The sequence below is a fragment of the Streptococcus sp. SI1 genome (assembly GCF_030439945.1).
Taxonomy (GTDB): domain Bacteria; phylum Bacillota; class Bacilli; order Lactobacillales; family Streptococcaceae; genus Streptococcus; species Streptococcus intermedius.
In genome coordinates this window covers 338,203-362,794 of the sequence record NZ_JAQFJE010000002.1, presented here as the reverse complement: position 1 = coordinate 362,794, position 24,592 = coordinate 338,203, and the positions used below count along the sequence as shown (strand labels likewise).

General features: G+C 36.5%; 24 protein-coding genes. 23 read left to right on the top strand and 1 reads right to left on the bottom strand.

The features are described 5' to 3' along the window. Positions 1-60: 60 nt before the first annotated feature. From PCY10_RS03950 to PCY10_RS03925, 6 genes are all read left to right on the top strand, one after another. The gene (locus tag PCY10_RS03950; protein ID WP_125396478.1) at positions 61-507 is read left to right on the top strand and encodes an NAD(P)H-binding protein; all 447 of its coding nucleotides are present in this window, start codon (positions 61-63) and stop codon (positions 505-507) included. Between the two features lie 234 nt (positions 508-741). After that, complete coding sequence (locus PCY10_RS03945) at positions 742-1,326, top strand: uracil-DNA glycosylase family protein (RefSeq protein WP_301558882.1); 585 nt, start codon at positions 742-744, stop codon at positions 1,324-1,326. A gap of 102 nt (positions 1,327-1,428) precedes the next feature. Next, positions 1,429-1,881, top strand: coding sequence for a MarR family transcriptional regulator (locus tag PCY10_RS03940; RefSeq protein WP_125396480.1), 453 nt, complete (start codon positions 1,429-1,431; stop codon positions 1,879-1,881). After that, positions 1,878-3,410 (top strand): glycine betaine ABC transporter substrate-binding protein, encoded by a 1,533-nt coding sequence (locus tag PCY10_RS03935; RefSeq protein ID WP_125396481.1) that lies wholly within the window; start codon positions 1,878-1,880, stop codon positions 3,408-3,410. The genes PCY10_RS03940 and PCY10_RS03935 overlap by 4 nt, the downstream gene beginning before the upstream one ends. After that, entirely contained in the window at positions 3,407-4,126 is a 720-nt protein-coding gene (locus tag PCY10_RS03930) for an ABC transporter ATP-binding protein (protein WP_096362715.1), read from the top strand. Before PCY10_RS03935 ends, PCY10_RS03930 begins: the two co-directional genes overlap by 4 nt. Positions 4,127-4,727: 601 nt before the next feature. Further along, entirely contained in the window at positions 4,728-6,623 is a 1,896-nt protein-coding gene (locus PCY10_RS03925; protein ID WP_125396482.1) for a CAP domain-containing protein, read from the top strand. Between the two features lie 436 nt (positions 6,624-7,059). On the opposite strand, the gene PCY10_RS03920 is transcribed toward PCY10_RS03925, so the two are convergent. Next, positions 7,060-7,899, bottom strand: a complete 840-nt coding sequence (locus PCY10_RS03920; protein WP_096362717.1) for a glycoside hydrolase family 25 protein — start codon at positions 7,897-7,899, stop codon at positions 7,060-7,062. A 295-nt stretch (positions 7,900-8,194) separates the two neighbouring features. Between PCY10_RS03920 and PCY10_RS03915 the strand changes: the two genes are divergently transcribed. The 17 genes from PCY10_RS03915 to PCY10_RS03835 all read left to right on the top strand — a co-directional run bounded on the left by PCY10_RS03915 (position 8,195) and on the right by PCY10_RS03835 (position 24,576). Further along, positions 8,195-9,427 carry an FtsW/RodA/SpoVE family cell cycle protein gene (locus PCY10_RS03915; RefSeq protein WP_003073118.1) on the top strand — a complete coding sequence of 411 codons (1,233 nt, stop codon included), beginning with the start codon at positions 8,195-8,197 and terminating at the stop codon, positions 9,425-9,427. Between the two features lie 38 nt (positions 9,428-9,465). Beyond that, the gene (ppc, locus tag PCY10_RS03910) at positions 9,466-12,165 is read left to right on the top strand and encodes a phosphoenolpyruvate carboxylase (RefSeq protein ID WP_301558881.1); all 2,700 of its coding nucleotides are present in this window, start codon (positions 9,466-9,468) and stop codon (positions 12,163-12,165) included. Positions 12,166-12,290: 125 nt separating this feature from the next. Next, positions 12,291-12,761 carry an RNA polymerase sigma factor gene (locus PCY10_RS03905; RefSeq protein ID WP_247953835.1) on the top strand — a complete coding sequence of 157 codons (471 nt, stop codon included), beginning with the start codon at positions 12,291-12,293 and terminating at the stop codon, positions 12,759-12,761. After that, on the top strand, positions 12,748-13,812 hold the full coding sequence (locus PCY10_RS03900; protein WP_301558880.1) for an anti sigma factor C-terminal domain-containing protein: 1,065 nt from the start codon (positions 12,748-12,750) through the stop codon (positions 13,810-13,812). The genes PCY10_RS03905 and PCY10_RS03900 overlap by 14 nt, the downstream gene beginning before the upstream one ends. Before the next feature lie 128 nt (positions 13,813-13,940). After that, on the top strand, positions 13,941-14,102 hold the full coding sequence (locus PCY10_RS03895) for a hypothetical protein (RefSeq protein ID WP_301558879.1): 162 nt from the start codon (positions 13,941-13,943) through the stop codon (positions 14,100-14,102). A 2-nt stretch (positions 14,103-14,104) separates the two neighbouring features. Beyond that, the gene (locus PCY10_RS03890) at positions 14,105-15,076 is read left to right on the top strand and encodes a replication initiator protein A (RefSeq protein ID WP_301558878.1); all 972 of its coding nucleotides are present in this window, start codon (positions 14,105-14,107) and stop codon (positions 15,074-15,076) included. 13 nt (positions 15,077-15,089) lie between these two features. Further along, positions 15,090-15,881 (top strand): DNA adenine methylase, encoded by a 792-nt coding sequence (locus tag PCY10_RS03885; protein ID WP_301558877.1) that lies wholly within the window; start codon positions 15,090-15,092, stop codon positions 15,879-15,881. Between the two features lie 20 nt (positions 15,882-15,901). Next, a complete protein-coding gene (locus PCY10_RS03880; RefSeq protein WP_134971092.1) occupies positions 15,902-16,210 on the top strand; it encodes a hypothetical protein in 309 nt (102 codons plus the stop codon). A 12-nt stretch (positions 16,211-16,222) separates the two neighbouring features. Beyond that, positions 16,223-16,489: a thiopurine S-methyltransferase gene (locus PCY10_RS03875; protein ID WP_301558876.1), complete on the top strand. Its 267-nt coding sequence runs from the start codon at positions 16,223-16,225 to the stop codon at positions 16,487-16,489. A gap of 344 nt (positions 16,490-16,833) precedes the next feature. After that, on the top strand, positions 16,834-17,154 hold the full coding sequence (locus PCY10_RS03870) for a hypothetical protein (protein ID WP_301558875.1): 321 nt from the start codon (positions 16,834-16,836) through the stop codon (positions 17,152-17,154). A gap of 194 nt (positions 17,155-17,348) precedes the next feature. Then, positions 17,349-19,406: a GbpC/Spa domain-containing protein gene (locus PCY10_RS03865; protein ID WP_301558874.1), complete on the top strand. Its 2,058-nt coding sequence runs from the start codon at positions 17,349-17,351 to the stop codon at positions 19,404-19,406. A gap of 72 nt (positions 19,407-19,478) precedes the next feature. Beyond that, on the top strand, positions 19,479-20,267 hold the full coding sequence (locus tag PCY10_RS03860; protein WP_301558873.1) for an LPXTG cell wall anchor domain-containing protein: 789 nt from the start codon (positions 19,479-19,481) through the stop codon (positions 20,265-20,267). Between the two features lie 70 nt (positions 20,268-20,337). Beyond that, positions 20,338-20,811, top strand: coding sequence for a hypothetical protein (locus PCY10_RS03855; protein ID WP_125442552.1), 474 nt, complete (start codon positions 20,338-20,340; stop codon positions 20,809-20,811). Positions 20,812-20,901: 90 nt separating this feature from the next. Beyond that, entirely contained in the window at positions 20,902-21,129 is a 228-nt protein-coding gene (locus PCY10_RS03850) for a hypothetical protein (protein WP_125442553.1), read from the top strand. A gap of 18 nt (positions 21,130-21,147) precedes the next feature. Next, on the top strand, positions 21,148-21,894 hold the full coding sequence (locus PCY10_RS03845) for a hypothetical protein (RefSeq protein WP_301558872.1): 747 nt from the start codon (positions 21,148-21,150) through the stop codon (positions 21,892-21,894). An 11-nt stretch (positions 21,895-21,905) separates the two neighbouring features. Continuing rightward, a complete protein-coding gene (locus tag PCY10_RS03840; protein ID WP_125442555.1) occupies positions 21,906-22,262 on the top strand; it encodes a PrgI family mobile element protein in 357 nt (118 codons plus the stop codon). Beyond that, positions 22,213-24,576: a VirB4-like conjugal transfer ATPase, CD1110 family gene (locus tag PCY10_RS03835; protein ID WP_125442556.1), complete on the top strand. Its 2,364-nt coding sequence runs from the start codon at positions 22,213-22,215 to the stop codon at positions 24,574-24,576. Before PCY10_RS03840 ends, PCY10_RS03835 begins: the two co-directional genes overlap by 50 nt. Positions 24,577-24,592: the final 16 nt, after the last annotated feature.

Here is a 24,592-nt window from a genome sequence, read left to right as displayed (position 1 = left end):
GAGTTTCTTTTAAAAGAGAGAAATATTAGGATTTATACAATTACAGGTACGACAGGTTAACTGGGGCAAAAGGTCGTTGCCGAAGCACAGAAACAGTTAGATGCCAATGAAATTCGATTATCTGTTCGGAGTCCCCAAAAAGCGAGCCAGTATGCAGCAGCAGGGATTGATGTCAGAGCTGCTGATTATTTAGACATAGATTCTATGGTCGAGGCTTGGAGCGGAACGGATGTTTTGATTTACATCCCAAGTATTTCTCATCCAAGTATTGTGCGTGTACCAGAATTTGAAAATTCAGTTATTGCGGCAGAAAAGTTTGGAATCAAACATTTTATCTTTGTTGGATTGTTTGTTGATCAAGTCGACAGACTTTTTCACATGGGGAATGTTAAAATAAACTTTATCTCGTGGGAAGAGAGTGTAGCAGCCATCATCAAACTAGCTATGTCGCCTGTTCTACATGGAAAAATATACATTTTGACTCAAGGTCGTAACTATACATGCTAGAATTAGCTAGCCTTTTGTTTGAAATATCGGGTCGTGAAATGTCTATCAGCCAGTGATAGTTGAGGAATTTGCGATCAGCCCAAAGGATTTGGGATTGTGTTGGCTTCTCTCTACCAAGCTGGTAGTCAAAGCTGCTTGGATATTGTGACAGATGATTTTCGGACCATCACGGGACGACAGGCAACCGATTTGAAAAGTTATATGATGAAAAATTATCAAGGATAGAGGTAAGAAATGGAAACATTAGAAGATATTAAGAAAGCTATTATGGATGATCCACAAAATCAATCATATACAGAGCGAGGAATTGAGCCGCTTTTTGCAGCTCCTAAAACGGCGCGAATCAATATTGTTGGTCAAGCACCAGGCATTAAAGCACAGGAAACACGTTTATATTGGAATGATAAGAGTGGAGATCGCTTACGTGAATGGATGGGTGTTGACTATGATACATTTTATCATTCTGGCTATTTTGCTGTGATCCCGATGGACTTTTACTTTCCAGGTCATGGGAAATCAGGTGATTTGCCACCTCGCAAGGGTTTTGCTGAAAAATGGCATCAGCCGATTTTAGAATTGCAACCAGATCTGGAATTGACTATTCTCATTGGTCAATATGCTCAGAAGTATTATCTTCATCAAAAAGGAACTGTGAAGTTGACGGATACGGTATATCATTATCAAGACTATCTGCCAGAATTTTTTCCGCTTGTTCATCCCTCGCCTCGAAATCAGATTTGGATGGCTAAGAATCCTTGGTTTATGAAAACTGTAATTCCTGATTTGAAGGAACATGTACAAAAGATTATTTCAAGATGAGTATTTGCTCATCTTTTTTTGAAACCAAATCTTTGACAAAAAAGGTTCGATATAGTATTATAAATAAACTTCTATATCGTATAATTTTAGAGGAAAGAACAGTTGGATAGAAAAATAATTAATAGTGGGTTTTACATTGGAAAAATTCATCGTTTATCTAATCGATTAATGAATCATATTTTGTTAGAACGCGGGATTCAAGCTTTTAATGGAGAACAGGGACGTATTTTACACGCGCTTTGGCAAAAAGATTATCAAAACCAAACCGAACTGTCAGAGCAGACTGGCTTGACGTTGAACACTCTGACCAAAATGATTGACCGAATGATTCGCATGCAGCTTGTGAAACGGTGTTCTCATGAAAAAGATAAGCGGAAAAAGATGATTTGTCTGACAGATTATGCAAAAGGATTAAAAGCAGAATATGATGCAATTTCTGATGAGATCATTGAAATCTTTTACAGTGGTTTTTCTGATCTGGAAATCAGTGAATTTGAGATTTATTTAGAGCGTATTTTAGTAAATTTAAGCCAATCAAGAAAGGATGAAGCATGAACGAGTTAATCAAATTAGTCACCAATCAATGGCAGTTTCTGTTAGGTCTTATCTGGGATCATGTCTGGATATCAGGTTTGTCTATCTTACTTGCTTTGATTTTTGGAGTTGGACTTGGGATTTTCATTAGTTTCAAAAAAAGCTGGGCTGGAGTCGTTATTGGTTTAGTGAATATTCTTTATACAATTCCCTCCATTGCACTTTTAGGGATTCTGATTTCAATTACGGGGATTGGTAACAAGACAGCAATTGTAGCACTAACCTTATATGCTCTGTTACCAATGGTACGGAGTACTTATACAGGCGTTTCTGGTGTTGACCCGCTTCTCATTGAAGCAGCAGAAGGAATGGGTTCTACACGCAAGCAGATTTTAACCAAGGTGCAACTGCCCCTTGCCTTTCCGGTTATGATGGCAGGTTTCCGTAATATGGTTACAATGACCATAGCTCTTGCAGGGATCGCTTCTTTCGTTGGTGCTGGCGGTCTTGGTGTAGCAATTTACCGTGGGATTACGACTAATAATCAAACCCTAACTTTGGTCGGAAGTGTTTTAGTCGCACTGTTGGCATTGGTCTTTGATTTTCTTCTTTCTTTGGTTGAAAAATCAATCCTACGTCATAAAAAAGTATCTAAAAAATGGTTAGCTGTTTTCAGTTCTATAGTTCTTTTGATGGCAGGAAGCATCGCATTTTTCCAAATGAATCCAATGGGCGGAACTGTGAAAATTGCGACCAAACCACAGACAGAAAACTATATCTTAGGTGAAATGCAAAAGCAAGTTATTGAACAATACACCAATCTTAAGGTCAAAATGACTAAAGGTGTTGGTGGCGGGACAGCCAATATTCACCCAGCCATCACAAAAGGAGAATTTGATATTTATGCTGAATACACTGGTACAATTTGGGAAGTCATTCTCAAACAATCAGGTTCATATGATGAAAGTCAGTTCAAGACACTTGAAAGTCAATATCGAAAAAAATATCGGTTAGAATGGGTAAATACATTTGGGTTTAATAACACTTATGGTTTGGCAGTTCGTAAGGATATTGCAGAAAAATACAATATTAAAACTTTTAGTGATCTTGCAAAAGCAGGTCCCAATTTAACCTTTGGTGCAGAATACGATTTCTTTGGTCGAGAAGATGGTTTTGCACGTTTGCAATCCATTTATGGTATGAAATTCAAGTCGCAAGTAGATATGGATAGCGGGTTAAAATATCAGGCTATCAAATCTGGAAAGGTTGATGCAATTGATATTTTCACCACAGATGGACAACTTTATGGAGCTAATCTAGTGGTCTTGAAAGATGATAAAAAAATTTATCCTTCTTATCAGGCAGGAACAGTTGTTCGAGCAGCTACTCTTAAAAAATATCCGCAGCTAAAAAAAGCCTTAGCAAAACTAAACGGGATTTTAACAGATAGTAAAATGGCAGAGCTAAACCACAAAGTAGAAAGTGACAAAGAAGAACCGGCAAAAGTTGCTCATGACTATCTTGTAGAGAAAGGAATTTTGAAGAAATGATTGAATATAAAAATGTCAGTAAATCATATGGAAATCAAGACATTATTAAACAATTGGATTTGAAAATTGAAGACGGTGCCTTTCTGACGATTGTAGGAACTTCTGGTTCAGGTAAAACGACATTGTTAAAGATGATAAATGGTTTAGTCAAACCGAGTCAAGGGGAAATTCTTATCAATGGACAAGATGTTCAAGAAACAGATTTGATTGAATTGCGGCGTAACATCGGTTATTCAATTCAAGGGAATGGACTTTTTCCACATTTAACAGTCGCTGAAAATATTGCCTTTGTCTTAAATTTACAAAAGAAAAATCAGATAGAAGTAGAGAGAATCATTGATGAAAAGCTAACTATGCTTGGTCTGGATACTCAGTTAAAAAAACGCTATCCTGCAGCTCTTTCTGGTGGACAGGCTCAACGAGTTGGGATTGCACGTGCATTAGCTGCAACTCCTAATATTTTGCTAATGGATGAGCCTTTTGGAGCAGTGGATGCTATTACGCGCTATCAGTTACAGCATGAATTAAAATTACTGCATGAAGATACAGGTATTACAGTCGTGTTTATTACGCATGATATAGCAGAGGCCTTGAAATTAGGGACACAAATCCTCGTTTTAGACAAGGGGGAAATTCAGCAATACGGTACACCAGAGGAAATCAAACAAGAGCCAGCTAATGAATTTGTAAGAAAATTACTTGAATTAGCGAGTTGATATCTATGTGTTCCTTGAGAATGTTTCCTAACGCTTCATTGACTACTCGTGCAGACTTGCTTGGTAGCCAGCAAATGAGTTTGTGCAGAGTCATTCTGTGAGCAGACAAGATGTCTTTTCTCGTGTCTGAATCACTGTATCAATCTCGTAGTGCCCAGTTCTAGTCACTCAATGAGGCAACGCTCAGCCATTATCAGTGTGGTAGAATAACTGTGCATCTCTATGTTCATTTGTTTAGGTTTTGATTAACTTACAAGTATAACATGGAGGTGCTTTTTTCTATTTTCAAGTGGCTAACTTCATTTTAGAACTTTCGAAGATTTTAAACATCAAAATATTTTATAAATCTTAGTTAAATATATTGTGTTGAAAAATTTAGTATGTTATAATGAATAATTGTGGGTTAAATATATATGAAAATAGATTAGGATGATTTAAACTAGACCATCTCCTTTTTATATAAGCGTATTTCCTAATATGTTCAAACAATAGGATTGATATCTAGTTGATGATGAATAGCTATTTTCATGAATTGTGCACAAAATAATTATCCCATAATTATAATATAAAGTGACCCAATCACTTTGGAGGTTAAATTAAAATGAATAGGTGTTTAAGATTTGTAACAAGATCTGTCCTAGCTACAGCAGCAATGATTCCTGTATTGGTTGCTAATGATGTTCAAGCACAAAGTTATGGATATAGCTATTATAATCATTATCAACCAGGATATGATTATTGGAATGGGTATTTTACCCACTATACAAATTATTACAATAACTGGGGATACGGCTATAACAATTGGAATAACTATTACAATAATTGGAATTATGGTTATAATAACTGGGGTAATTATTACAATAATTGGAACTATAGTTATAACAACTGGGGAAGAAACGACTACAACAATGGTTATAACCGTTTGACAACCGATCCGAATTACACATATTGGAATGGAAATCATTATTACCGTATGAGTGATGGTTCTTATCGTATTTATCGTAATGGACAATGGGTTCCTGTTTCAAATAATAACAACAGTAACAATGGTTACAATAACTTATTAAAGGATAGACATTATCGTTATTCAAATGGTTATCATTACTATGTGTTGGATAATGGTGATTATTACTATTATCAAGATGGTAAATGGGTATTTGTTAAGAATTCTACTGAGAATCCAACTACTCCAACGCAACCTGAAACTCCAAAACCAGAACAACCATCTGAAGATCCGAAGCCAGAAGTTCCGACTCCAAGTCCGGCAGAGCCAGAACAACCGACTCCATCTCCTAGCGATAAACCAGATGAGCCAACAACACCATCAGAACCCAAACCAGAGGAACCAACTCAACCTGAAAATCCAAACATTAACTTGCCTGAAAATCCTCCAATTAATGGTGCAGATGGTGAGTTCAATCCATTTACTCCAAAACCAGAACAACCATCCGAGGAGCCAAAACCAGCACAACCGAATCAACCATCTACTCCTGGAAATTCAGGTTTGGTAACAACTGATGAGCCAAGTGAAAATCAAATTCCTGCTTATGTTGAAAAACCAGCAGAAGGGCTTGAACATTTGCCTTGGGCACCAAATGGACAAACTCCAAAACTTGTTTACCCACCAGGAAAACCAGGTTCAGCAGCTCTTCAGAAAGACAAAAACTATTACTATGATGGTAGCACTCATTATTACTATGTACCGTCGAATGCTGAGCGTACTGGCTATTCACCATACTGGAAATGGATGGGAGATAAATGGAAACTTCATGGTATGACTGATCCTAATGACCCAGCTCTTGATCCAAAACTTCACAAAAACACGGATGATGACGAGTATATGTATAGTGATAAAAACTCTAGCGTGAAATTGTTCTCAACTAATTTAGTAACTACAGCAAAAGCAGGTCAACCTCTTCCATTCCAAAATGTTGAAGAATTTAAAAAATATGTTATTGAAAAAATGAATCCTAAATTTGTTGATAATGCTGGATGGGATGCTAAAGTTGAATGGAAAATTGAAGACGAAGATATTTTTGAACAATCTAAACAAAATCCATGGGCTAGAGATTATGTTTTGATTGCTAATCTAAAGAGTGGTGTCAATGATAAAAAGTATAGCGATACAGAATTTGGATATGTTAAATTTGTTTATCGAGTTGAAGCAACTGATGATACCAACTACATTGCTTTAGATAAAGCAAAAGAGGCGTTTGCTAAAATCAATGAAGAACGTAAAAAACAAGGACTGAAGGAATTAATCTGGTCCGACGAAATTTATAACTCACAAGCTCTTCCAAAAGCACATTCAATTTCTCGGCAATATGATAGTACAGGATTTGTTGGACGGCGTGATGAAGATCCATCAACTGTTGTTAAAAAATGGGCAACTAGTGGTCTTAGAGAATTACTTCTTTCACCTGATGCAACAAAAGGAGCAGTAGCTGCAGTTGTTAATGGCGAAGGTGTGTATTATTGGACATTCAATTATCAATAATAACCATATTATTTTGTATAAAATATTATCCGATAACTATTTATACTGACTCCAAAAAGTTGGATAAATAATTACTTCGAATCTTTGTCAACTTTAGTGGATGACGAGAAGCTAACATCGAGAAAAGGCCATATTGGTCTTTTCTTTTTTTATGTTTAGTGTGATGAAAACGTGCTTCTTAAAGTTTAAAGGCTCTATAATCTCTACAGTAGATTTATCCACTACAGAAATGATAGAGCCGAACATTACAGAACTTTTTGAGTGTATGAAAAAAGTCCCATATGACCTATAAATGAAAAGCACCTACACTATCATTAGAATAAATCACATGGAACAACTTTATAATACTACAGAATTGATTGGAAATTTTTGTCTTAGCTTCAGTTTAGGGGAGCTCTGGCTCCAATAGCTTTCGATTGAAACTGTTACAGAGTTCTTATTTTCCATTACCAAATAATTTTTTAAATGTTTTTGTCTGATTTTTTAAAGGAGACAACTGATTTAAATCGACATCATGTGCAAAACCACTAATTGATCCTTGTGAGGTATATTGATGTAAATCGTATTTTAAATCAGTCTTGGGAGCAGCGTTGTAATAACCATCATTATAACCATAGGTTGGAATCCAGATTGCTGTGAATTTTTTGGTTGAAATACTATGTTCCTCAAGGAAATAGGTTCCAACATAAATCCCAATATTTTTAGCGCCTAATGATGCTAACTTAGCACGAAAAGCTTCTACACCAGCATTCATGTTCTCCATAGTCTTTTCTTCAACATCCAACCAATAGTAAGTTGGTTTGTACTTTGAAGCAGCTTTATAAAAGCTTTCAGCTGCTTTTTCCATTTCCTTCTTACTATTACCCGCCACATAAGCGTAGACAGCAACAGGGATATTTCGTTTTTGAAATTCTTCGATATGGCGTTGATAAGATTTATCAATTCCATTTAGATGTGTAGCTGCATTTTCTTTTTTTGCTTGTGCTCCGCTATGCACGCGTATAATGGCACCAGAAATGTTTTTTGCTAATTGATCATAGTTGATATCACTTGGTCGTTGCCAGCCTGATAAGTCAATAATAGGTTTGTAGGCTTTATCTTCCTTGTTAGAATCAGAAGTGTCTTTCTCTTTAGCAGGAGTAGTTGATGTTTGTTCAGTGGTAGCCTTTTGCTGTTTCGTTTCTTTGCTTTCTGCATAATACTTCGCTCCCACAATAATCATAATGAAGCTTACAAAAAAAGCAAATATAACAAGCGGTTTAATCCTCTTTCTCATATAAATTCATTTTAACGTAAAGTTAGATAAAAAGCAAAATAAATTAGTAGAAAAAAGGTATTTGTCATCAAATTGAAATATTAAGGAAAGCGGTTTATTGATTATTGCTTAGTTATGTGTGTAGTAATACTTTTTCAAATCAATAATGTAGCCAAAATTCATAGCCTTATCTTTATTTTAGTTAAAGTTTAGCCTAGATAGCAAAAGGATTGCAAAAAAACCGTTCGTTAAATACTTTTATTTTACCTTAGAAAATGGTATAATGTTCGGTGAAAATTAAGAATATAGGTGAACTATGAAAATTGATAAACGCCACCTACTGAATTATTCCATTTTGATTCCTTATTTAGTTTTATCTATTTTGGGACTGATAGTTGTTTATTCAACGTCAAGTGCTACTTTGGTACAGGTGGGAGCAAATTCGCTCAGATCTGTTTTAAATCAAGGGGTTTTCTGGATAGTCAGTTTACTTGCTATTGCTTTAATTTATAAAATAAAGTTGGATTTCTTAAAGGACAATCGACTGATTATCATTGTTATTTTTGTAGAAATCTTGCTTTTAATTTTATCTCGTGTTCTTGGTGCACGAATCAATGGAGCTCATGGTTGGTTACGGTTTGGGCCAATTAGTCTTCAGCCGGCTGAGTATTTAAAAATCATTTTGGTTTGGTTCTTGGCATTGCGTTTTTCTCATCAGCAAGATGAAATCTCAATTTATGACTATCAGGCTTTAACACGAAATCAAGTGATTCCACGTGCACTAAATGATTGGCGAATTATTGTTCTCCTTCTAATTGGAATTGTAGCAGCATTGCCTGATTTAGGAAATGCGACAATTCTTTTATTGACAGCCATGATTATGGTTACAGTTAGTGGGATTGGTTATCGTTGGTTTTCCACTCTTCTTGGTGTGCTAATTACTCTTTCTACAGTTGTTTTAACCAGTATTTGGCTCATTGGTGTGGAAAAAGTCGCTAAGGTTCCTGTGTTTGGGTATGTAGCAAAACGATTTAGTGCCTTTTTTAATCCATTTAAGGATGTGTCAGGTGCAGGTCACCAGCTAGCTAATTCCTATTATGCTATGAGTAATGGCGGTTGGTTTGGCTTAGGATTGGGAAACTCTATTGAAAAACGCGGATATTTGCCAGAAGCACAGACAGATTTCGTTTTTTCCATTGTTATTGAAGAATTTGGCTTTATTGGTGCCAGCTTGATTTTAGCTCTTTTGTTTTTCCTTATTCTACGGATCATTTTGGTGGGAATTCGAGCGAAAGATCCTTTCAATTCTATGATGGCTCTTGGTGTTGGTGGAATGTTACTGACGCAAACCTTTGTTAATATCGGGGGAATTTCAGGTTTGATTCCATCGACTGGTGTAACCTTCCCGTTCTTGTCACAAGGTGGAAATAGCCTGTTGGTATTATCCGTTGCAATTGCTTTTGTGTTAAATATTGATGCGAATGAAAAACGCGAAAGTTTGTATAGGGAAATAGAAGAAACCAATCACGGTTTAAGAGTTGTTCGCTAACTTGAGATTGAGCAAAAGCTTACTGAAAGGTGTAGATCATGTCACTTCAAAAATTAGAAAATTACAATAATAAGGAAGTCATCCAAGAAGAAGTTACGATTTTGACGGACTTACTAGAAGAAGTTACACAAAATATGTTAAGTCCTGAAACCTTTGAAAAAATCATCGCTTTAAAAGAATTGGCAGCAGTTGGAAATTACGAAGGATTAAATGAAATTGTTCAGAATCTGTCTAACAAGGAAATGTCCTATATTTCACGTTATTTTTCTATCTTGCCTCTTTTAATCAATATTTCAGAAGACGTTGATTTAGCTTTTGAAATTAACTATCAAAATAATGTTGGTCAAGATTATCTTGGAAAATTATCCACAACAATTGATTTAGTTGCTGAAAAGGAAAATGCCGCTGAAATTTTGGAACACTTAAATGTTGTACCAGTTTTAACAGCTCATCCAACTCAAGTACAACGGACAACCATGCTGGATTTAACAAATCATATTCACGTTTTGTTGCGTAAATATCGCGATGTGCGGATGGGATTGCTCAATGAAGAAAAATGGCATAATGATCTTCGTCGCTATATCGAAATTATTATGCGTACGGATATGATTCGTGAGAAAAAATTAAAAGTGACGAATGAAATCACCAATGTGATGGAATATTACAATAGTTCTCTCTTGCAGGCAGTGACAAATCTAACAGAAGAATATAAGCGTCTAGCTAAAAAGCATGGGATTAGCTTGGAAAATCCCACACCCATCACAATGGGAATGTGGATTGGTGGTGACCGAGATGGGAATCCATATGTTACATCCGAAACATTGAAAAAATCAGCTTTGACACAATGTGAAGTGATTATGAATTACTACGATGCGAAAATTGTCAATCTGTATCGTGAATTCTCTTTGTCAACAGGTATCGTTAAAGTCAGTGAAGCGGTGCAGGAAATGGCTTATCTGTCAGAAGATAATTCTATTTACCGCGAAAAAGAGCTGTATCGCCGTGCTTTTTACTACATTCAAACAAAACTGAAAAATACCAAGACTTACTTTATTGACCAGGCAGAAGTAGAACCATACTATCATAATATTGAAGAATTTAAACATGATTTGCTAGCTATCAAACAATCTCTTCTTGAAAACAAAGGAGAGGCAATGATTTCTGGTGAATTTACTGAATTGTTGCAAGCAGTAGAAGTGTTTGGTTTCTATCTTGCGTCCATTGATATGCGTCAAGATTCAAGCGTTCATGAAGCCTGTGTGGCAGAATTGTTAGCCAGTGCAGGAATAGTGGAGCATTATAGCAAGCTTTCTGAGGGCGAAAAATGTCATGTATTACTAAACGAACTGCTCTATGATCCACGGATTCTCTCTGCAACACACGCTGAAAAATCAGATCTCTTACAAAAAGAATTACAGATTTTTCAGACGGCTCGTGAGTTGAAGGATATGTTAGGAGATGCTGTCATTAAACAAACCATTATTTCTCATGCAACAAGTGTGTCCGATCTTTTAGAGTTGGCTGTGATGCATAAGGAAGTTGGTCTCATTGACAAGGAATCTGCACGCGTGCAGATTGTACCGCTCTTTGAAACCATTGAAGATTTGGATAATTCCTATGATACGATGAAGAAATATTTATCTCTTCCTATTGCTCAAAAATGGATTGCCTCTAATAATAACTATCAGGAAATCATGCTTGGTTATTCAGATAGTAATAAAGACGGTGGCTACTTATCATCCTGTTGGACCCTCTATAAAGCTCAACAGCAATTAACAGCTATTGGAGATGAGTTTGGTGTGAAAATCACCTTCTTCCACGGACGTGGTGGGACAGTTGGACGTGGTGGTGGTCCTACTTATGAAGCTATTACCTCGCAGCCACTCCGTAGTATCAATGACCGAATTCGTCTGACAGAGCAAGGAGAAGTAATTGGTAATAAATACGGAAATAAGGATGCCGCTTACTACAATTTGGAAATGTTGGTTTCAGCGACGATCAACAGAATGATTACAAAGAAAAAGAGCGATACTAATACGTCCAATCATTACGAATCCATTATGGATCAGGTGGTAGACCGAAGCTATCAAATTTATCGTGATTTAGTCTTTGGCAATGAGCATTTTTATGATTATTTCTTTGAATCAAGCCCAATCAAAGCTATTTCTAGTTTTAATATTGGTTCAAGACCGGCTGCTCGTAAAACTATTACGGAAATCGGTGGTTTACGTGCTATTCCATGGGTCTTCTCATGGTCGCAAAGTCGTGTGATGTTTCCTGGATGGTATGGTGTTGGATCTAGTTTTAAAGAATTTATTGATGAAAATCCAAAAGAAAATCTAGCTTTTTTAAGAAAGATGTATAAAAATTGGCCTTTCTTTCGATCACTTTTGTCTAATGTGGACATGGTGTTATCTAAGTCGAATATGAATATCGCCTTTGAATATGCAAAACTATGCGAAGATGAAAAAGTTCAAGAAATCTATTACACAATTTTAGATGAGTGGCAGTTGACCAAGAATGTCATTCTTGCTATTGAAGATTATGATGAATTGTTAGAGGAAAATCCATACTTGCGAGACAGTTTGGATTACCGCATGCGTTATTTTAATATCTTGAATTATATTCAGTTAGAACTCATCAAACGCCAACGCCGTGGAGAGTTATCTCCTGACGAAGAAAGGTTGATTCACGTCACAATCAATGGAATTGCGACTGGACTGAGAAATTCAGGCTGATGAAGAATAAAAAATCGGACTATTTCCGATTTTTTTATATTTTTGTAACCAGAAACGCTTCCAATTCGTTATACTAGTGAAGGAAGGGGGATGAGAATATCAAATTAGATGATTATGAAAAAGTCTTGATTGCCTTTGCGAAAGAAATCGTCTATTATCTACAAGGCTCAGGCGTTCCAAAAGAGCAAGCAAAAGATGTTGTTCAAGATGTTTTTATCAAAATGCTAGAGTCTGATTTTGTCATCCCTGCTGAAAAAATGCGAGCTTGGATGTATCGTGTGTCTATTCGTCGTTATATTGATAAATACCGGCGTGATAAGCATTATATGGAAATTCTGAGACGAGATTTTTTTACAAAGGGAAATCAATTGATTGTTGAAGGATCAGACTACGACTTTCTCATGGAGGAGGTGGAAAAGTTGCCAATGCGGGATAAAATCATGTTGGATCTTTATTATTTTCAAGGGTTCTCAATAGGCGAAATAGCAGAAGTGCTTCATTATTCTAAAAGCAAGGTCAAGGTTCAGCTCATGCGCAGTCGAAAGAAACTTCGACAAGTTTTGGAAAAGAAAGGATATCATCATGGAAACTTTTGAAATCGTTGCAAAGAAAAACAAAAAGAGAAATAGAAATCGAATCATTCTCTGGTCAATAACAGTAGTGGTAGCATTTTTTGGAATATATATTGGTGCTCGTATGGTTACGGGAAAACTCATCAGCAACCAAGCTTGGAAGGTAGTCAATGAGGTACAACTAGTTGAAAGCGTTGCCTTTCCTAATATTGAAACTTATACCTGGTCTGCTAATGGTGGGGGCATGTTTCATGGTGGTATTAAAGGTAGACAAGCTAAAGATATTTATGGAATTCCACTCGACTATGGTGAATATAAGGCAGATTTTGGAATTTTTAATATCAATCGAGGAATCCTTTTTCATGCAAATTCTGGCAGATATACAGAATCTGGGGCAACTATTCAAATAGAAAATAACCAAAAGGTGCCACAATTCTACAATAAAAATGCGAAAGAAGAGAAAGGAGCACCTGTCCATAAACCAACTAGAGAGCTTCCTTATGTAAAGGAAATGCAAAATCAATTGGTAGAGGTAGCACTGACCTTTGATAAACCATATACCTTAAAAGAAATTCGAGCAATGATTCCTAAGAATCTTAAAACCAATTGGTATTGGATTGGTACAAATTCAACAGCCGATCCAAGTTGGTGGCAACCGAGCAATCTCTATGGCACGAGGCCAGATTATCTAACAAAAAAAGAATATGTTCACAAAAAGGAAGCAGAAGAAGCTATCAAAAATCTCAAAGAAGGAGAGAGACTGAGCAACAGACTTGCAGAAATGAGGCATGTAGATGGATTCTTGGATAATTTAAAAAAATATATTGCGACTGACATTGGAAAAAGTACCTACAATAACATAACTCCGTCAGATGACATTAAAACCTACTTGAAAAAATTTGGTAAGCTAAACTTGTCTAAGAAAGAAGACCTAGAAAAATTAGAATTCTCAGGAGTCATCCTAACAGGAAAAGCTGAAAATTTTGCACAGTTGGAAGGTAAGGAGTGGATTTATGCATCAAGCATTGGAGCTTCTATACCAAATCAACCATACTACAAGTTAGACAAAGAATAAATTGATAAAAAAGGCGTGTAAGTGTCTAGAGTTTTGAGAATTTGAAAAAATTGAATATCTTATAAATCAAGAGAACGTTAAATAGCGTTCTCTTTTGTTTTTTACTTAAACTATTTCGGGAGGTCATTATGTTACCTAAAGAAAAAGAATCACGAGAAGCCATTCTTTCATTCCTGATGAAAGAAACGGGTTTACCACGAGAAAAAGCACTCGCAAGCGTTAGTGAACTTGAAACATTTGGTTTGATTGGATTTAAATCAAACGGTGATTTCAAATTGAGGGAGGTGTAAACATGAAAGAAATTCATATGATAAGTGCAAATGAATACCAGACCTCAGAAAGATTTTATGCAGTCCCTAAAATTCTTTTTGAAAGTGATTATTATAAAGGGATGCGACTAGATACGAAGTTTGCTTATTCAGTTCTAAAAGACAGATTGTCTCTTTCTCTTAAAAACAATTGGATTGATGAAGAGGGCTATGTTTTCCTTGTGTACTCAAATTCAAAGTTGATGGAAATTTTAAATTGTTCAAAATCAACACTCTTGAGAATCAAAAAGCAATTAAGTGAATATGGTTTGATTCGTGAAGTGCAACAATCAACAAGTAAATCTGGTAATCTTGCTAATCGTATTTATCTTGGTCAATTAAAAGACGATCCAACCGCTAGAATTAGTGAAAATACTGAGGATTCCTGTTCTGGAACTAGGGGGGTGTCAAATTTAGACCAGGGGGGTGTCAAAAAAACACTAGGGGGGTGTCAAATTGATACGGGGCTAGTGTCAAATTCAACCCCTAATGATACTGATATTAGTGATACTGATTATAATGGGGATTCTATGTCTAGAAAGGCGAATCAAATTTCAAAAGAAATTTCCTCGCCTGCTGGAGCCATGGATTTACCTACACAAGAAGAATCTGTGAAATATATCCAACCAGAATACTACTCTTTGTTGCAGGTGATTGCTGATAGGTATAATGGAAAATTTACGCAACTCGATCTTTTTACAGGTAAATTTCAGAATTATAAATTGACCCACTATCAAAAAATGATGATTGGACAGTATCTTTCGGATGGGTATGTAACGAGTGGTGAAGTGTTAGATATAATCGAGCGGATTCCAATTGATTCGGAAAGTCCGCTAGCTTATTTATTAAAATGTTTAGAAAATCTTAAAGAGGAACGTAGGTTAGAGGCGAAAATGATTGCTCATAGGAATGCTGAAATGAAATATGAGGATTCGGGAAAGGCTGCACTAGTTTAAGAGGTAATGAAAAATGAAAACTATTCTTCGTTATCCAGGTAGTAAATGGAATCTAGCTAAGAGAATTGTTGATCTCTTTCCTGAACATAAAAGTTATCTTGAACCGTATTTTGGAAGTGGCGCAGTATTATTTACGAAAGAGTTGAGCAGTATTGAAACGGTAAATGATTTGAATGATGATGTTGTCAATCTTTTTCGGGTAATTCAAGCAACTCCTAAAGAGCTAAGCGAAAAACTCTTTCTGACACCTTATAGTCGGACTGTTTATAACAGGGCTTGGGAGACTAATCCTCACAATGAAGTTGACAAAGCAGCTAATTTTATTATTCGTTCTTTGATGTCTCATGGCTTCCGCAATTTTGAAAAGTCTGGTTGGAAGCGTGATGTGAACGGTCGAGAAAGAGCTTATGCGGTGAAGCATTGGAATGAACTTCCTGAAATTATCCAAGAAGCAGCTATCCGCTTAAAACAAGTACAGATTGAGAACCGGCCGGCTTTGGATTTAATTTCAGAATATAATCGTGAGAATGTCTGTATGTATATTGATCCACCTTATGTTTTGAGTACGAGGACAAGAAAACAATATACAGTAGAGATGGAAGATCAGGATCATCAGGAATTATTAGAAATATTGAATCAATCGAAAGCAAAAATATTACTTAGCGGTTATGATAGTAAACTTTATAACAAGCAGTTGCCTAACTGGGAAAGAGTGGAATTTGCGGCAACTGCGGAACATGGCTTGCCACGTACGGAAATACTTTGGATGAATTTTCAACCGAAGAAGCAATTAGAGTTGTTTTAAAAGAGAGTGAGAGAGTGTAAATGGAACATTATGAACAAGAATCGGTTAAAGAAATTTTATTAGAGATTTTAAATAGTATCGTAAAAATTGCTCTTGCAGCACTAATGACTCGTTATTTATTAACAATCTTTAATTTAGATGATTTTCTTAAGCTGTTTTTGCAAGATTTACCCTTATTCAAGTTGTATAAAATCATTTTAAAATGCGGTTTGATATTGCAACTATTTTTGATGAATTTTAAAATAGTTGAATTTTGTTTCAAAGTTGTAAAAAATAATTTTTGCTCAAAACAAGAAACTGATAAAAATGAGGATAGTCCATTTTATTAAGGAGAAAAAACAATGGCATTTTTTGGAAATAATAGAGAGTCACAAAGAATGGCTGCAATGCGAGAAACTCAAAAACCAGCAGAAGAGCTAGAGATGTTGATTGAGTATTATGATAAAACAACAGAAACGATTTCAATTACATTCAACCCAGAAGAATTACAACAATTGGTTGGCAATTCCTTATCAACTGGAGTCAGTATGAATTTTCCAAGTGCACAACCACCTTTTGTAATCAATCCAAGGTGGGTTAAGAAAGTGACTCTTACAAAAAGGCAGTAGATTCAAAAAGGGAGTCTATGACACTGATTGCATACATTTTAGATTTTTGACCTGAGCATGTCAGAAAACTACTTGTGGCCTTTGAAAACTGAATACTCCCACTGTCCTGATTAGCGCAGTCTAAGCATAAAAAGAAGAATAGGGGCGGTGTGTAGCTAGAAAGAAATATCTAGCGCTGACTGCATCACGTAAAGCCACGGTTGACTTGTCCCGTAAGGCTAAGGGGTTTCTGGGATTTTCTAGACCACAATTTTAATCCTGCATAAAAAACACAGTAGAAATGCTACGGCATTAACTCGGCATGGCTGTAAATCAGCCTTTGATTCACACTAAAGGAGGACGAGATGAATCAAATTAAAATATCATCTAGTGAAGTTACACTCACAGATTTAAGGCGATTAGGTCGTGAAGGTGATGCAACAGCACGCCTTGAAAATGGCGAAGAAGTTAAATTAACTAGTAAACATGGTTTAATTTCTCGTAAGGGCTATATAAATGGCAAACTCGAACTAGTAGAAATGGTTGTAGATTATGCAAGTATTTATCAAACAATCCGTACAATCAAGCGAAGAAATGTTCTTGTTGCTAGACGAATCAAGCGAGGGAAAAAATCTATTTTACAATTAACTGGCAAAGGCTATCATCGACCTATCGTTAAACTTTAACAGATAGAGTCCTCATCTATCTGTTTTGAAGAGTGAAGAAATGTATTCTTTGTTCTTTGTTGTTGAAAGCAGATAGGTGTAAAGGAAAGGAGAAAGAATATGATATTTAATTTTAAAATGGCACGTGCGCCATCTTTTCTATTAGCGAAAGTATAATACAAAAGAATAATATAAATTTTAAGGAGAAAAATATTTTGCAAAAAAAGATGAAAGAGTATGGTTCTATTCGTAAACTAAAAGCCTATGGAGCTTGTGGTGTATTGTTAGGTATGTCGGCTTTGATGTTGGCCACAGCAGATGTAGGATTGGCAGATGAAGTTGTATCAGCCCCAAAACAAGAGGTTGCTAGTGCTGCTCAATCAAACAATGTAGTAGATCATTCTGTTGTAGATAAAGCTGTCGCAAAAGCTCAAGCTGCAGGGATTAAAACGATTCAAGACCCTACTGTAGATAAAGGTACGGTGACAACGCCATCAGAAGCTACGAAAGTCAAGCAGGAAATTGCTAAAAATTACGAAGCACAAGCAGCTGCTATTGACAAAACGACTGAAGATTATGCTCAAAAGAAGGCAGCTTATGAAAAAGCAATCGCAGAAACGAAGAAAAATAATGAGCAGATTGCTGCTGAAAATCAAGCTTTGAAAGAAGCACATGAGAAAGCTGTACAAGCAAGTAAGGAAACAAATCAAGCTGTTGAAGAAGCTAAGGCAAAGATTAAAAAACAATTTCCGGATGCTAAAGTAACGGAGACTACTAAAGAAATTCCAGTAGATCCAACTAAGTCAGCTTATGATCGTTATACAAAAGTAGTGGAACAAGTTCAGGCAGAAAACAAAAAAGCTACTGAAACTTATCAAGCTGAAAAAACAAAGGAAGATAAGGAGATTGCAGAGACGAAAGCTTATAATGAAGCAGTTCGCAAGCGAAACGCAGAAGGCAAAGCCAAGGTAGAAGCTGAAAATAAAGAAATTGATGATTTTAATCGAAAAGTTGCAGAACATAATAAAGCGGAAGATGAGCGATTTGAAAAAGAAAAAGCTCAGGCTGAAGCTAATAAAACTAAAAAAGGTTGGTTGCCTGAAGTGATTAAGAATCGTCTTTTGTTTAATCAGGAGACAGTCAAAAATGCTGAAATTTTGGATTCTGAAGGTATTGACTATTTCAATAAAGATAAATTTTTGAAAATAGTTGATGAAAAACATGGAGATAATCATGCTGTATTGAGAACAGATTTATCTCACTTGTCTTCTTCAAAACAAGAAGGAACAGATAATAATCGTGGTGTATTTGGACGAATGAAGGTTGGACAAACGGCTAAAATTACGTATGGTAATCTGAATGTAAAAGCAGGAGATAAAATTGCGACAAAAGCTGTGTTTGAATATACAGTTGTTTCAACGCCAAATAATCAAGGTTATATCAATGCCGTTTTCTGGAAGAATCCTGTGCGCACGATTGATTATGGTGCAGTAAATGATAATGGCCAGGATTCTATGATTCGCTTGCGTGTTCGTTTGTATGATAAAGACGGAAACGAAATTAAGGCGACTAAAGAAAATCCTTGGTATTATTCTGCGGCTTCTTTAAATTCTTCTGGTGCCGGAAGTACTCACATTGAATATGTTAAGACAGGTCAAGGAACACGTTTTTTGAAAATTAACGGTTCTTATGTAGACCAGCATGTAGACGGTATTTATTCTGCAACAGATATTGATTATGGCAATGTGAAGACTGCTGATTGGGATATTGCAGAAAGTCCAAATGCTTATTATGGCGCTGGAGTTATGGAAGTATCAGATACGATTGAACTTACTTTTGGGGTGAAGACGTCGGGAAATTCTTCTGCTTTTAATTCTGCTTGGTTTGTGTTCAACACGGATATTAAAGCGGCTGGAGTTCCAGTTGCACCAAATTATAAAACGCCGAAAGAACACAAGATTTTTACGCCGGAGTCTGAGAAAGAGGTACCGACTCCAAAAGCCAAGTTAAATTTGGTGAAAGTAAATCCAGTGCCAGCACCAACCTTTAAACCAAAGGAAGCAGATCCAATACCGCCAGAAATTCCAACGATACATTATCATCATGTTCAGTTGAAAGTGGAATACAAGATGGATAAATCAGTTCTAAAAACACCAGCACCAGCTCTTCCTCAAACAGGAGAACATAGTTCAACAGGTTTGATGGCTCTTGGTTTGAGTTTACTTGCAGCTTTTGGTCTAGTAGGACTGAAAAAACGGAAAGAAAATCAATAAAATCATTTTACAAGGCAATAGGAACGATCTTGTTGCCTTATCTTTATCTAAAAACAGAAAAGAGGGTCTTTTATGACAAAAAAACAATTACTTACGATGCTTGCACTCTCTACAATGGTGCTAACCCAAGCAGGAAGCGTTTTAGCGGATGATGTGACGCCACCGGTTGACTCAACTGCTCCAGGTGTGGTTACACCTAAGCCAAGCACTCCAGTAGAACCGAGTCAACCAACTCCAGAAACACCAGTTGATCCGACTGTGCCATCAACACCGCCAAAAAAACCAAATCAATCGGATACACCAGCGCCAACTCCTTCTGATCCAACTGTTCCTGAAAAACCAAGTACCCCTTCAACGAAACCGTCAACGGATTCTGGAACAACGAAACCTGGTGGAAAAACAGATCCGACAAATCCTTCTACAGAAGATGGGAAAAAGGACAATCCAAAACCGGACAATCCAACTCCTAATCCAAAACCTACGGAAGAACAACCGAAAACAACGGATGAAGCGAATAAGGCAGGCAAGAGTCAAGTTGGAACGACTTCTACATCAACAGGACAAAAAGTCGTCAATCCTGTGACAAATCCCGTCCAAACCAATACGGGTTATACGATTGTCGGAACTAACAATAGTCATGTACTGGTTTCAAATGGAAACGGTCAGGTAGTAGAATTAGCTGCCGAAACAGTAGGAGGCGTAGTGAATCCTGATAAAACCGTGTCTGTTAAAAAAGCAGACGGTACAATGGAAACATTGCCACAAACAGGTGACAAGGCAGCTGCAGGCTTAACAGTAGTTGGGCTAGCTCTGCTAGCAGCAGTGAGCTTTATGAAGTTGAAATGGCGCAAAGCTTCGTAATTTATAAAAAAGTCTAGTTCACCTCTGGTATTTTTGGTATAATGAAACTAGAAAGATTGGAGGAGTGGTTATGGGAAAGGAAAAGCAGATGGAAATAAGAATTAGTCCAAGTGGCTATAGATATTATGTGCCTACAAAACAGAAACTCAAAATTCAAATGTCTAAAAAGTCGTGCAAAAATCGCTTGAAACAAGTGCTTACCTTTTTAGGAACCGTTTTGAAACACTTTCCTCATTTCTTGATGAGAGGAGTTGCTTTGATGATTATGACTCCAGTTGTTATTCTTCTGTTTATTCTTAACTTATTTAAGAGTTTAATTAGCATGGCATTGGTTTGGATAATATTAAAAGGAATTTTAGTGTTTGCTGCCTTAATAATATCTGCATTTTTAGAAAACATTTTATCACATGGAAATTTTGAAAAGTTTCAAGGTTTTCTTTTTCCAGGACAACCGATTACTTATTGGTGGGAAATAGTTTTCATTATTGTATTCAGTATTTTAATGGCTTATACCTTGACCTTTAAACCAGAAGAACTAGACTGATTAATTGAATTTAAAGAGAAAGATTAAAAATGTTGACATCAAGTATTCTTGGTGTCTTTTTTATTGACAAAAGAAAGTGAGAAAAAATTTATGGAGACAGCAGTAAAAGTAGTGAATGCAATTGGAACAATTGGCGGTTTAGTCGGTTTAGGATGGGCTGCCTGGGGAATTTGGGATTTGGCAATTGGTATCAGACGTGAAGATGACATTAAGAAAGATAGAGGGATTACAAGTGTTCTTTTAGGAGCTGTTCTAGGCGTTGCGTTAAAAGCGATTTTTTCAGCGGTTGCCGCAGGGATTCAATCCTTTAATTTTTAAAGAAAGAAGGTGGTGTCTGTGAATCAGTCAACCCTTAATCAATTAACCACCAGCCTTAAGGATTATAGCCCAACCGCTTATAAAATCATGGGAGATATTTCTCATTCCATGCAACATGTTGCAGTTATCTTGTTGTTGCTTTTTATGGGACTAGAGATGTTTAATTGGTACCAACATTTAAAAAACAATGGTGGAGAATTGACCCTGCAGCTCTTCTTTGAGTTGGCAATTAAATATGTGTTAGCTTATTTTTTGGTACTCTCGATTGATCAAATTTTTGATATCTTTGGTTGGATGTTCAATGGGATGATTAAACTAGCTGCAAAGAATGGTGTCTCTCCTTATAAAGTTAAGACACCTGATTTTAAAGGATTGAATTTTGTAGCGAAAGGAATATTACAAACAGTCTATTGGGTGATAGATTTTATCGGTCAGATTGCGACAAAATTATTGATTTTGTTGCGTTCTTCTACCTTATACGTGTACAAAGGAATCGCAAAAATCGTTGTTGCTTGTTTTATGATGGATGCTCTGCGCCCGATTTGCTTCAATTTCTTCAAGCTATACCTAGCTGCTATTCTACAAGGTGTTATTCTTGTCATCATCATTCTTCTTTATCCAGCTATTGTGACAGATGATTTATTAAAAGTAGCGACAACAGGGGCTTGGACAAGCGCTCTGACAGCGATTGCCAAAGGGATTATTTATATTCTTCTCTTGTTTGGCAGCCAGCGTATGGCGAAAAGCATATTACAAGTGAATTAGAAAGGAGCGTTATGAATCGCTTAGGTAGTGAATTTTTAAAAGAGTTGGATTCTTATGAGCGTCCGGTGATTGGATTAGTCACTTTTCGGCAGTTAATCCTTCTAGTTGGGATTGGGCTTGTAAGTGTCCTAGCAACTATTCTGGTCTATTTTCAAGCGCCAGATATAATTGTGTATAGTGTGATTGGAGGGATTTTACCTCCTTTTGTTATTTTTGGTCTCAAATTTGATGAAATTATTCGAGATCATGCTCGATTTGCTTTCACAAAGCAAGAACGAGCTTATCAAACAGAATTTGAAAGAGAGGAGTTTTCAAAAGATGCATTTCTTCCAGAAAAAGGGGTCACAGAATACAGTGACTCTTTCTAAAGCAGAAAAGGAGAGGGCAAAGCGCTTGCGGCGAACCATGAAAGCCAGTACTCAAAATTCCCTCAATTATCGTTATTTACTTCCTGATGGGTTAATGAAAATCACCAAGGATTGTTATTCTAAAACGTATCACTTAGGGGACGTCAGCTATATCACGGCGACTGAACAGGAACGGATTGATATTATTGAAACCAATGCGGATATTTATAATTCTTTGGATATTGAGAATGAATATCAACTCTTGATTTTGAATCGGCGTGTAGAGAATAACGTCCTAGAAAATATCCGTTATGAATTACAAGGTGATTCTGGCGACTGTTATCGGAAAGAATACAATGAGATGATTGCGGATCGCTTTTCAGAAGATCAGAATTCATTTAAAGTTGAAAAATATATCACTCTAACAGCTCAAGCAGATCATAAAGGACAAGCAGAACGAATTTTAGATGATACAGCAGCTTCTATCGAAGCACAGTATGGCGAGATGGGGATTTCCTTTAAAGAATGTGATGGGCTAGAGCGATTGACAATTTTTCGGAAAATCCTTAGAAATGAAGCGTTTTTGGATTTCGATTATCAGGATATTGCTATCAGTGGACTTTCCACAAAAGACTTTATTGCGCCGAATTATCTTAAGTTTGAAAAAGACTACATGCGGATTGATGATCAGTTTGCCGGTGTATTATATGTTCGCCAGTATCCTACGTTTTTAAATGATAAATTGATTAAAAATATTTTGGACACAGGGATTGAACTGGCTATTGCAGTATATTGTAAGCCTTATGAAACAGCTTCTGCTCTTAAAAAAATCAACACAATCGGATCTAGTGCAAGGCGAGAGATGATTAAGGGACAAAAAACGGGCTTTAAAGAAGGCATTTCAGAGGATTTAGCTGTAGGAGGTAAAGCCAAAGAAACTTCAAGGGAAACAGAAAAATGGACGGCTGAATTACAAGACAATGATCAGAAAATGTTTTCTGGCGTGATTGCCATTTTCTTTATGGCTGATAGTCTAGAAGAGTTAAACAATTATACAGAAAGAGTAAAACGTTCTGTCCGGAAGAACACGGTTGATTTAGAGAAATTGTATCTCTATCAGGAAGAAGCCTTGAATACCATTCTTCCAATTGGTAAAGCCTTTATCGATGTGAAAAAACGTTTTATGAGGGATATGACAACTGCTAATTTAGCAACACAAGTCCCCTTTACAAACATTGATTTACAATCTACTAGCCCTAGGGCTATTTTTTATGGTCAAAATCAGTTGTCAAAAAATCCAATTAAATTGGATCGCAAACGGGATCTAAACACCGGTTCTGGAGCTATATTTGGTATCTCAGGTTCAGGTAAATCTGTTCTTGCTAAAGGCGGAGAAATTATTCCAACGCTCTTACGCCATACAGAAGATCAAATTATTATTGTAGACCCGGAAGTAGAATATGTAGATATTGGTCGTGAGTTTGGAGCAGAAATTATTAACGTTGCCTCTGGGTCTTCCAATCATTTTAATTTGCTAGATTTACCGGAACAAGATAAATTACAGGCAGAAGATAGTGACCCTATTGGACAAAAGGCAAATTTATTGACAACCTTGTTTGAAAATATCTTTTCTGAAGTATCCGATGAAGAGTTTGCCATGATTGACCGGGTTACCCGTTTAACCTATGAGCAGTTTCCAAAGCCAACCTTGAGAGAGTGGCAAAAGGTTATGGAATCCCAGCCGGAAGAAGTGGCACAAGCCTTAGCTCTTAAGGCTGAACCGTACACGATGGGTTCAAATGATATTTTTGCTCATCCAACCAATGTCAATATGGACAGTCGCTTTATTATCTTTACCCTCAAACAATTAAGCGGAAAACTCAAACTCTTTGCACTTCTTGTCATTGAGGACTATATCTGGAACCAAGTGGTTAACCACCAAGGAAAACTAACAACCTGGCTGTATTTTGATGAGCTGCAGCTTTACTTCAAAAATAAGCTTCAGGCTACTTTCTTTACGGAACTTTATTCTCGGATTCGGAAGTATGGTGCCATTCCTACAGGAATTACGCAAAATCCAGAAACGGTTCTTTCGATGGAAGAAGGACGAAAATTGGTCGCAAACTGTGAATTTTTAGTCTTGTTAAAGCTAAAATTGACAGATTTAGAAGCTCTTTCGCAAGTTTTTACCCTAACCCCATCCCTTGAGCGTTTTGTATTGCGTCCAAAAGCAAAAGGAACTGGACTGATTGTAGCAGGAGATACGATTGTACCATTTGAAAATCCCATTCCGAAAAATACCAAGCTTTATCAATTAGTCGCTACGGATAGTTAAGCAGAGAGAAGGTGAG

What these genes read in the sequence shown, in the direction of transcription:
- PCY10_RS03840 (WP_125442555.1), top strand. Translation starts at nt 21,906, where the DNA reads ATGAATCGCTTAGGTAGTGAATTTTTAAAAGAGTTGGATTCTTATGAG.
- ppc (WP_301558881.1), top strand. Translation starts at nt 9,466, where the DNA reads ATGTCACTTCAAAAATTAGAAAATTACAATAATAAGGAAGTCATCCAA.
- PCY10_RS03915 (WP_003073118.1), top strand. Translation starts at nt 8,195, where the DNA reads ATGAAAATTGATAAACGCCACCTACTGAATTATTCCATTTTGATTCCT.
- PCY10_RS03895 (WP_301558879.1), top strand. Translation starts at nt 13,941, where the DNA reads ATGTTACCTAAAGAAAAAGAATCACGAGAAGCCATTCTTTCATTCCTG.
- PCY10_RS03875 (WP_301558876.1), top strand. Translation starts at nt 16,223, where the DNA reads ATGGCATTTTTTGGAAATAATAGAGAGTCACAAAGAATGGCTGCAATG.
- PCY10_RS03920 (WP_096362717.1), bottom strand. Translation starts at nt 7,899, where the DNA reads ATGAGAAAGAGGATTAAACCGCTTGTTATATTTGCTTTTTTTGTAAGC.
- PCY10_RS03835 (WP_125442556.1), top strand. Translation starts at nt 22,213, where the DNA reads ATGCATTTCTTCCAGAAAAAGGGGTCACAGAATACAGTGACTCTTTCT.
- PCY10_RS03890 (WP_301558878.1), top strand. Translation starts at nt 14,105, where the DNA reads ATGAAAGAAATTCATATGATAAGTGCAAATGAATACCAGACCTCAGAA.
- PCY10_RS03935 (WP_125396481.1), top strand. Translation starts at nt 1,878, where the DNA reads ATGAACGAGTTAATCAAATTAGTCACCAATCAATGGCAGTTTCTGTTA.
- PCY10_RS03880 (WP_134971092.1), top strand. Translation starts at nt 15,902, where the DNA reads ATGGAACATTATGAACAAGAATCGGTTAAAGAAATTTTATTAGAGATT.
- PCY10_RS03885 (WP_301558877.1), top strand. Translation starts at nt 15,090, where the DNA reads ATGAAAACTATTCTTCGTTATCCAGGTAGTAAATGGAATCTAGCTAAG.
- PCY10_RS03900 (WP_301558880.1), top strand. Translation starts at nt 12,748, where the DNA reads ATGGAAACTTTTGAAATCGTTGCAAAGAAAAACAAAAAGAGAAATAGA.
- PCY10_RS03860 (WP_301558873.1), top strand. Translation starts at nt 19,479, where the DNA reads ATGACAAAAAAACAATTACTTACGATGCTTGCACTCTCTACAATGGTG.
- PCY10_RS03870 (WP_301558875.1), top strand. Translation starts at nt 16,834, where the DNA reads ATGAATCAAATTAAAATATCATCTAGTGAAGTTACACTCACAGATTTA.
- PCY10_RS03855 (WP_125442552.1), top strand. Translation starts at nt 20,338, where the DNA reads ATGGGAAAGGAAAAGCAGATGGAAATAAGAATTAGTCCAAGTGGCTAT.
- PCY10_RS03945 (WP_301558882.1), top strand. Translation starts at nt 742, where the DNA reads ATGGAAACATTAGAAGATATTAAGAAAGCTATTATGGATGATCCACAA.
- PCY10_RS03925 (WP_125396482.1), top strand. Translation starts at nt 4,728, where the DNA reads ATGAATAGGTGTTTAAGATTTGTAACAAGATCTGTCCTAGCTACAGCA.
- PCY10_RS03930 (WP_096362715.1), top strand. Translation starts at nt 3,407, where the DNA reads ATGATTGAATATAAAAATGTCAGTAAATCATATGGAAATCAAGACATT.
- PCY10_RS03850 (WP_125442553.1), top strand. Translation starts at nt 20,902, where the DNA reads ATGGAGACAGCAGTAAAAGTAGTGAATGCAATTGGAACAATTGGCGGT.